The following is a 9788-nucleotide window of genomic DNA, read 5'->3' as shown; positions in this document are numbered from 1 at the left end:
TGGTATCGTTTGCCGTACCGGAATCATCCACCGCTTCATAGGTAAACGTGACCTGACGGGTTTCACCCGCAGCCAGATCCTGAAAGTCACTGTTCGGGTTGAAGCTGAAGGTGCCGTCACCGTTATTAGTGACTGAGCCTTCATCGGGCTGTGTCAGAATATTGAAGGTATGGGTATCGGTGGTATCGGCGTCCGTTGCACTGAAGCTGCCCGTGACCGCAGCACCATCTTCGATCGCACTGACGCTCGCCACTTCGGCGGTTGGTTTGTCGTTGGTGCCCGTGATCGTAATCGTGACCGTGGCCGGTTCACTGGTGTCGTTTGCCGTACCGGAATCATCCACCGCTTCATAGGTAAACGTGACCTGACGGGTTTCTCCGGCAGCCAGATCCTGGAAGTCACTGTTCGGGTTGAAGCTGAAGGTGCCGTCACCGTTATTGGTGACTGAGCCTTCATCGGGTTGGGTCAGAATATTAAACGTGTGAGTATCCGTGGTATCGGCGTCCGTGGCACTGAAGCTGCCGGTTACCGCTGCGCCATCTTCGGTTGCACTGACACTCGCAACGTCGGCGGTTGGCTTGTCGTTGGTACCTGTGATCGTAATCGTGACGGTGGCCGGTTCGCTGGTGTCGTTTGCCGTACCGGAATCATCCACCGCTTCATAGGTAAACGTAACCTGACGGGTTTCTCCCGCGGCCAGATCCTGGAAGTCACTGTTCGGGTTAAAGCTGAAGCTGCCATCACCATTATTAGTGACTGAGCCTTCATCGGGTTGGGTCAGGATATTAAACGTGTGAGTATCAGTGGTATCGGCGTCCGTGGCACCGAAGCTGCCGGTTACCGCTGCACCGTCTTCGGTCGCACTGACACTCGCAACTTCGGCGGTTGGCTTATCGTTGGTACCTGTGATCGTAATCGTGACCGTGGCCGCTGCGCTAGTCGCATTACCCTCGCCAGAGCTGTCCACTGCTTCATAGGTAAACGTGACCTGACGGGTTTCTCCGGCAGCCAAGTCCTGGAAATCACTGCTCGGACTAAAGCTGAATGTGCCGTCGTTGTTATTGGTGACCGTGCCTTCATCCGGTTGGGTCAAGAGATTAAACGTATGTGTGTCACTTAAGTTTGCATCCGTCGCACTGAAACTACCGGAAACGGCACCCGCATCTTCCACCGCCGTATCAACACTGACCAGTTCGGCCACCGGCTGACTGTTGGTACCACTGACAGTGATCGTTGCAGTGGCTGTTGATGTCTCTCCTGAGTCATCACGCATGGTGTAACTGACAGTGACCGTTGCACTCTCGCCAATGGCCAGGTAATCGAAATCCCCCGCCGGATCGAATTCCAGCTGATTATTCACCACACTGACAGAGCCGCCATTAGTGGTACGACTGCCATCACTGTCCGCAATGCCAGTAATGCTCACTCCATCCAGGCTGAAGTTGGAGGCATCGTCATCACTGTCGACATCAGTATCGTTACCCAGTACATCCAGTCGCGTTGTGCCCACGGTGGCAGCATTGCCCGTATCAGCCACAGCGACAGGCGCATCATTGGTGCCTGTCACTGTAATGGTGACCGTAGCAGGCTCGCTTGTGTCGTTTGCCGTACCGGAATCATCCACCGCTTCATAAGTAAAGGTAACCTGACGGGTTTCACCCACGGCCAGATCCTGAAAGTCACTGTTCGGGTTAAAGCTAAAGGTGCCGTCACCGTTATTGGTTACCGACCCTTCCTCCGGCTGGGTCAGAATGTTGAAGGTATGGGTATCGGTCGTATCCGCGTCCGTAGCACCAAAGTTGCCGGTTACCGCTGATCCATCTTCGGTCGCACTAACACTGGCGACCTCCGCAGTCGGCTTATCATTCGTACCGGTGACCGTTACCGTGACAGTGCCCGCTTCACTGGTCGCATTATCGGTACCGGAACCGTCTACTGCTTCATAAGTAAACGTGACCTGACGGGTTTCTCCGGCGGCCAGATCCTGGAACTCACTGCCCGGATTGAAACTGAAGGTGCCGTCACCGTTATTGGTGGCCGTGCCTTCATTCGGCTGGGTCAGGATATTGAAGGTGTGGGTATCACTCTGATTTTCATCGGTGACACGGAAATTCGCGGATATTGAAGAACCATCTTCAACGGGTGTATCCAAACTCACGGCTTCAGCTACAGGCTGGCTGTTACTCCCTGTAACTGTGATAACAGCTGTCCCCGTAGAGGATAATCCTCCATCATCACTCATGTTATATGTGACGGTTACCGTAGCCGTTTCACCTGCTGACAGATAATCAAAGTCACTCCCAGGCACATACTTCAACTGGTTATTTTCAATAGATACTGTGCCCCCATTAAGAGTACGACTACCGTCCACATCACCGATTGACGTAATTGAGACACTGTCCAAAGAAAAATTCGCTGTACTGTCATCACTGTCTACATCGGTGTCATTCGCCAGTACATCTATTGTTAACGTGTTATTGATAGCAACAGTATCGCTATCAGCTACAGCAACCGGTGCATCGTTGGTGCCAGTCACCGTTATTGTGACTGTGGCCGGCTCACTGGTGTCGTTTGCCGTACCGGAATCATCCACCGCTTCATAGGTAAACGTGACCTGACGGGTTTCTCCCGCAGCCAGATCCTGGAAGTCACTGTTCGGGTTAAAGCTGAAGGTCCCATCACCGTTATTAGTGACTGAGCCTTCATCGGGCTGGGTCAGAATATTAAACGTGTGGGTATCAGTGGTATCGGCATCCGTGGCACCGAAGCTGCCCGTTACCGCTGTGCCATCTTCCGTGGCGCTGACGCTCGCCACTTCGGCGGTTGGCTTGTCGTTGGTACCCGTAATCGTAATCGTGACAGTGGCCGGCTCGCTGGTGTCGTTTGCGGTACCGGAATCATCTACCGCTTCATAGGTAAACGTAACCTGACGGGTTTCACCCGCAGCTAAATCTTGGAAGTCACTGTTCGGGCTGAAGCTGAAGGTGCCATCGCCGTTATTAGTGACTGAGCCTTCATCCGGCTGGGTCAGGATGTTGAAGGTATGGGTGTCGGTCGTATCGGCATCTGTTGCACTGAAGCTACCCGTTACCGCTGCACCATCTTCCGTGGCACTGACACTCGCGACCTCAGCTATCGGTTTATCGTTAGTGCCCGTAATCGTAATCGTGACTGTGGCCAGGTCGCTGGTGTCGTTTGCGGTACCGGAATCATCTACCGCTTCATAGGTAAACGTAACCTGGCGGGTTTCTCCCGCAGCCAGATCCTGGAAGTCACTGTTCGGGTTAAAGCTGAAGGTGCCGTCACCGTTATTAGTGACTGAGCCTTCATCGGGCTGGGTCAGAATATTGAAGGTATGGGTATCGGTGGTATCGGCGTCCGTGGCACTGAAGCTGCCGGTGACCGCTGCGCCATCTTCCGTGGCACTGACGCTTGCCACTTCCGCTGTCGGTTTGTCGTTGGTGCCCGTGATCGTAATCGTGACCGTAGCCGGTTCGCTGGTGTCGTTTGCCGTACCGGAATCATCCACCGCTTCATAAGTAAACGTGACCTGGCGGGTTTCTCCGGCAGCCAGATCCTGGAACTCACTGTTAGGGTTAAAGCTGAAGGTGCCATCACCGTTATTAGTGACTGAGCCTTCATCGGGCTGAGTCAAAATATTAAACGTGTGAGTATCGGTAGTATCGGCATCTGTGGCACTGAAGCTGCCCGTGACCACTGCACCATCTTCCGTCGCACTGACGCTTACCACTTCCGCTGTCGGTTTATCGTTAGTGCCTGTGATCGTAATCGTGACTGTAGCCGGTTCGCTGGTGTCGTTTGCTGTACCGGAATCATCCACCGCTTCATAGGTAAACGTGATCTCACGGGATTCACCCGCGGCCAGATCCTGGAACTCACTGTTCGGATTAAAGCTGAAGGTACCGTCACCGTTATTAGTGACTGAGCCTTCATCAGGCTGGGTCAGGATATTGAAGGTATGGGCATCAGTGGTATCAGCGTCCGTGGCACTGAAGCTGCCCGTTACCGCTGCGCCATCTTCAGTCGCACTGATACTCGCCACTTCTGCCGTGGGTTTGTCGTTAGTCCCTGTAACCGTGATCGTTGCTGTTGATTCCGATCTGGCACCTTCATCATCTTCGACCACATAGCGAACTGTTACGGTTGCGGTTTCCCCCACGGCTAGCGCGTTAAAATGATTACCAGGATCAAACTGCAGTTGGTTATTGATGACAGTAGCCGTACCCTGTCCAGAAATCGGATCGCCCGAATCATTGATAATCTCAACGTTGCGGAGAACCATATTCTCTGCATTGTCGTTATGGTCCGGATCTCTATCGTTGGCAAGAACATCAATGGTTAGCACATCATGCTCAGTACCTACCGAGTCTGTATTGGTACCTTCATACAACTGGAATTCATCCAGCCCTGTATAGCTGTCACCATTGTTATCAGTAATATCAATCTTGAAGAAGCGGAATTCTGCCGGTGCAGACAACGTGAATTGTTTCGTTTCCCTGGGCGACCAATCTGTCACTGCAGAATGGCTGTCAATCACAGTGAAAGTGACACCGTCATTACTGCCTAGAAGCTGCCATTCCGATGGCTCTCTGCCTATCGTCTGTGCAATTCCTTTCATGGAGTACTGCAAGATACTCGTTGTTTCAGGCAACTCAACCTGCAACCAACCTGAACTGCCTTGGGTTGCCCAGGAGTTAACATTGTTCGTCGCAGAAGCATCAACCTGATCAAACGCCTGATACGCTGCAAAGTTGTCACTCAGCTGGCCACTGGCGGTAATGGAATATCCTTGTTCGTTGCCAGACTGGAGAACAGGAATGAAGCCATCCTCACTGAGCGGACTATCCGCTCTGGCGACAGGCGTATCATTGGTACCGGTGACCGTAATCGTAACGGTTGACTCTGAGAGAGCACCTTCATCATCAGCCATGACATAACGCACGGTCACTGTTGCCGTCTCGCCAGTTGCCAAGACATCAAAATCACTACCGGGGTCAAACCGCAACTCGTTATTGACGACACTGACACTGCCTTGTCCGGATAACGTATTGCCCTCTCCATCAACAACCCGCGCACTGTTGAGTGAGAAATTAGCCGGTGTATCGGAATGATCGATATCCGTATCATTCGCCAGAACATCAATCATCAGCACTTCATTTTCATGTCCGCCACTGATGTCTGCTGTCGCCTCCGGTGTGCTATTGGTTCCGGTTACGGTGATAGTTGCGATTGCCTGTGACTGTTCACCGGCATTGTCAGCAATGTCGTACTGAACGCTGACCGTCGCTGTCTCTCCAGATGCCAGATAAGAAAAATCACTGCCAGGACTGAACTGCAGTTGATTATTAACAATACTGACACTGCCTTGCCCCGTTAACGGATCACCATTGTTATCAACAATGGTGACGCGCTCCAGAGTCAGGGAATCATTTCGATCTGCATCAGTATCATTGGTAACGACATTCAGTAACAGGAGGCTATCCTCAGAAACGCTGCCACTGTCAGCAACAGCCACAGGGCCATCATTACTCCCCGTCACCGTGATGGTTAATGAACCTTGATCGGTTGCGCCATGATTGTCCTGCACCTGGTAGTTAACAGTGACGGTTGCCTGCTCACCATCTGCAAGGAAGTCAAAATCCATTCCCGGATCGAATCTGATACTGTTCCCGACCTGACTGACTGAGGCACTGGATAACGTAATTGCTGTACTCTGCTGATCAACAGCACTGGCAATACTGCTGCTTCCACTCTTTAAACTCAGTGTGTCGGCGCTATCAATATCACTATCATTGTCAATAACATCGACAGTGACACTGCTGTTTTCCGTCGTCTGCTCTGTGTCAACAACAGCCGCAGGCCCATCATTAGCGCCCGTGACTGTCACTGTCACCGTACCAATGCTGCTGGCGGCGTTGGCTTCCCCGGAACTATCTATCGCTTCATAGGTAAACGTGACCTGACGGGTTTCACCCAGCGACAGATCCTGAAAATCGTTACCGGGATCAAAACGGAAGGTCCCATCATGGTTGTTGACGACTGCCCCTTCCTGAGGACTGGTCAACAGGTTGAAAGTGTGTGAGTCAGATGCATCAAGGTCTGTCGCACTGAAGCTACCCGTGACTGATCCATTGTCTTCTACGGCAGTCGTCACAGACACAGGCTCTGCCACAGGCCTGTCATTAGTGCCCTTAACAACAATGCGCGCTGTTGAGGCTGATGTCATTCCTCCTGCGTCAGACATGACATAGCGTACGGTAACCACTGCTGACTCACCGGCTGCCAGCGCATTAAAATCATTACCTGGATCAAACTGCAGCTGGTTGTTAACTACCGTCACAGCCCCCTGGTCGGTCACAGGGTTCCCATCACCATCAACAGTCTCAACCGTGTTCAGGGTAAATGTACTGGATCCACTGTTGTTATCGGGATCAACATCATTGGCGAGCACATCGACTGTCAGCAACTCATGCTCTGTGCCAACAGACTCCGCATTCGTCCCCTCATATAATTGGAACGCATCGATCCCGGTATAACTGTCACCATTGTTGTCGGTAATATCGAGTCGGAAATAGCGATACTCAGCGGGTTCAGACAATGTGTAGGCACGCGTTTCTCTCGAAGCCCAGCCTGTTTGAGTGGTTTGAGTATCAATAACGACAAAATTGACGCCATCATTACTGGCGAGCAGTTGCCACTCAGAAGGCTCCCTGCCCACCGTTTGTGCAATGCCCGTAAGAGAGTACTGCATAACGCTGTGAGCATCCGGCAACTCAACCTGCAACCAGCCCGAACTGCCTGCTGTCGCCCAGGAATTCGAGTTATTGGCAGCGTGCGCGTCAACATTATCCATGGCTTTCCAGGCAGAAAAATGACTAGACGCCTCTCCACTGCTGGTAACCTGAATGCCCTGATCACTGGCAGATACCAGGGACGGAATAAGGCCTTCTTCGCTGATCGGATAGTCCGCTTTGGCGACAGGCGCATCGTTCGTACCTGTGACGGAGATCGTGACAGTGGACTCGTCACTGGCTCCTTCATCATCTGACATCACATAACGAACCGTGACTGTTGCCGTTTCACCGGCCGCCAGGTGGTTGAAATCATTGCCAGGATTGAATTCGAGCTGATTATTGATGACCCGCACACTGCCGTTACCAGTAAGCGGATCACCATTGTTATCAACAACCTGCACGGCGTCTAATGAAAAGCTGGCGGCATCGTCGTTATGATCGGGATCGCTGTCATTCGCCAAAACATTGAGCAGCAGGGTTTCGTGCTCATGCCCTTCACCAGTATCAATACTGGCGACAGGAGCCTCATTGGTACCAGTGACAATGACTGTGACAGTGGCAGCTTCACTGCGCTCATTTGCAGTTGAAGAGTCATCAACTGCCTCATATGTAAACGTTACTTGTCGTGTTTCACCAGAGGCTAAGTCATCAAAAGCACCGTCTGGATCAAAGCTGAAGGTACCATCATTATGATTAGTGACAGTTCCCTGTGCCGGCTGGTTCAACAGGTTAAATGTGACAATATCGGATGTATCCCAATCCAGGGCAGAGAACCTGCCTGAGACGGTTGGACTGACAGCCGCTCCCTGTGTAAAAGAAAGATCATTCGCAACAGGTCTGTCATTCGTTCCCGTCACTGTAACGGTTACCGTAGCAGGCTCACTGATAGCATTTTCCGCACCCGAGCTATCTACCGCCGCATAGGTAAATGTCACCTGCCGGGTTTCACCCGCGGCGAGATCCTGGAAATCAGAACCAGGGGTAAAACTGAAGGTACCGTCATTATTATTGATGACCTGACCTTCCAGCGGTTGCGTCAGGACAGTAAAGGTATGGGTATCAAGGACATTAACGTCACTGACACTGAAGCTACCTGTTACTGCAGCGCCATCTTCAACGGCGTTGGTGATTGCAACAACCAGTGCTTCCGGCTGGTCATTGGTACCCGTCACTGTCAATACAACCGTTGCAGGTACACTGCGCGCATTAGCCGTGCCTGAATCGTCCACCGCTTCATAAGTGAACGTTACCTGCCTTGTTTCGCCATACGACAGATCCTCGAAATCTGTACCGGGAGCAAAACTGAAGGTTCCGTCATGATTATTGATCACGGTGCCCTGAGAAGGCTGGCTCAGGATATTGAAACTGTGTCTGTCGGTTGTATCCGCATCGGTTGCCCTGAATTGCCCGGCTACTGCCGCATTGTCTTCAGCGGGAAGACTAACATTCACCACTTCCGCAACCGGTCGGTCATTGGTACCAGTCACCGTCAGTATCACCGTGGCAGGTGCCGCACTGGGTGCACCGGTTTCATCCACAGCCTCGTATGTAAACGTTATTTGTCGTATTTCACCGTCTGCCAGATCCCTGAAATCATCACCTGGCTCAAAGCTGAACGTACCATCCTGATTGTTAGTCACATGGCCTTCATCAGGTTGACGAAGCACTCGAAAATGATAGGGGTTGGTATCAAACTTCTCGACGGCAGAAAAAGTACCTACAATAGCCGACTGATCATCAGCAGCATCTAACTGTACATCTTCTGCCCGTGCGGTTTCTTTTACGCCCGTGATAGTCAGTGACAGAATGCCATCGTCTGTTTCAGACTGCATGGCGTTGTCCTGAACCGTATAACTGATCTGTACTCTGGCGGTTTCACCAACAGTAAGAAAATCAAAATCCTGCCCGGGATCAAATTCAACCCGGTTGCCTTTCTGAATAATCCGCGCAGTATCCAAAGATATGGTATTGCCATCACCGTCACGGGCAGATAATAGCGTGACAGACCCAGGCTGAATGGTTAGCTGGTCGTTACTGTTCTGATCGGTATCATTGGCAACAACATCAACCGCGAAAATGCCGTCTTCACTCAGTGTCCCGAAATCATCCACAGCCACCGGTGCATGGTTAACCATGACCGTATTCTTTGTGGAGGGTTCTTCGTCAGGCGCCTGATCATCATTATCGTTGATGCCAATGTCATCAATTTCCACCAGAAGAGCGGTCATTCGCTCCTCTTCTTTCTGACTTTTGTCTTCTCGGCTAGCCTCAATATCAATGTCTTCCAGAGGTGTATCAGCATCCTCTGGCAACAACAGGGGGTCTGGCAATGCCAACGGATCCGGTAACAGGATAGTCTCTGAAAGCTGGCTGCTGCTTAAGGGACTATCCTGCCGCCCCTGATCAGATAACGAACCACTCCGTTCAGGCTCTTGTTCCGCTGCTGGAGGATTTGCATCCGGCTCAGACCGATAGACCCAGTTGTCCTGATGGTTTTGAAAGCCCGATTCCGGATACCCCATGGCTGCCTGCTGCTCTTCCTGTCGCAGTGCTTTCTGTATCTCCGGGTTATCTACGGGAACCTGCGGTTCAGCATTGCCAGGCAGAGCCGATTGCTCAGCGCCACCAGGCTGATGATCGTTAACGGGGGGAAAAGCATCCGGTTCTGCTGAGCGTGATGCTGATGGCCCTGCAGGCCCTGCCGATGCCTGCAGCTCATCACCCGGTTTTTTTTCAGCCTGACCATCAGCTTTCTCGGAATGACCACCGGGGGAATTGGGATCTGGTGCATCCCCGGTACTCTTTGATGGTTCATCCGCCATAACAACTCCTTGTTATCGAAATAAGCATTTCGACCATTATTTCCTTAGTAACGGTTTAACCCCGAATACTCCCGGGAAAACCTGTAAAGACCATCTCTAATTTTAGTTTTTTTGATAAAGCCAATTTAAAAACGTCAAAAATAACAATCAA

General features: G+C 51.7%; 1 protein-coding gene. It reads right to left on the bottom strand.

Annotation, left to right across the window (positions count from 1 at the left end; all coding sequences use genetic code 11):
- Positions 1–9637 (bottom strand): Ig-like domain-containing protein (locus tag KHS78_RS04475; RefSeq protein WP_211825496.1); only part of this gene is annotated, 9637 nt, incomplete at its 3' end.
- Between the last annotated feature and the right edge of the window lie 151 nt (positions 9638–9788).

The sequence above is a fragment of the Kistimonas asteriae genome (assembly GCF_018263925.1).
GTDB classification, from domain to species: domain Bacteria; phylum Pseudomonadota; class Gammaproteobacteria; order Pseudomonadales; family Endozoicomonadaceae; genus Kistimonas; species Kistimonas asteriae.
Note: the sequence above shows the minus strand (reverse complement) of the source record. Positions and strands in the feature narration are given on the sequence as shown.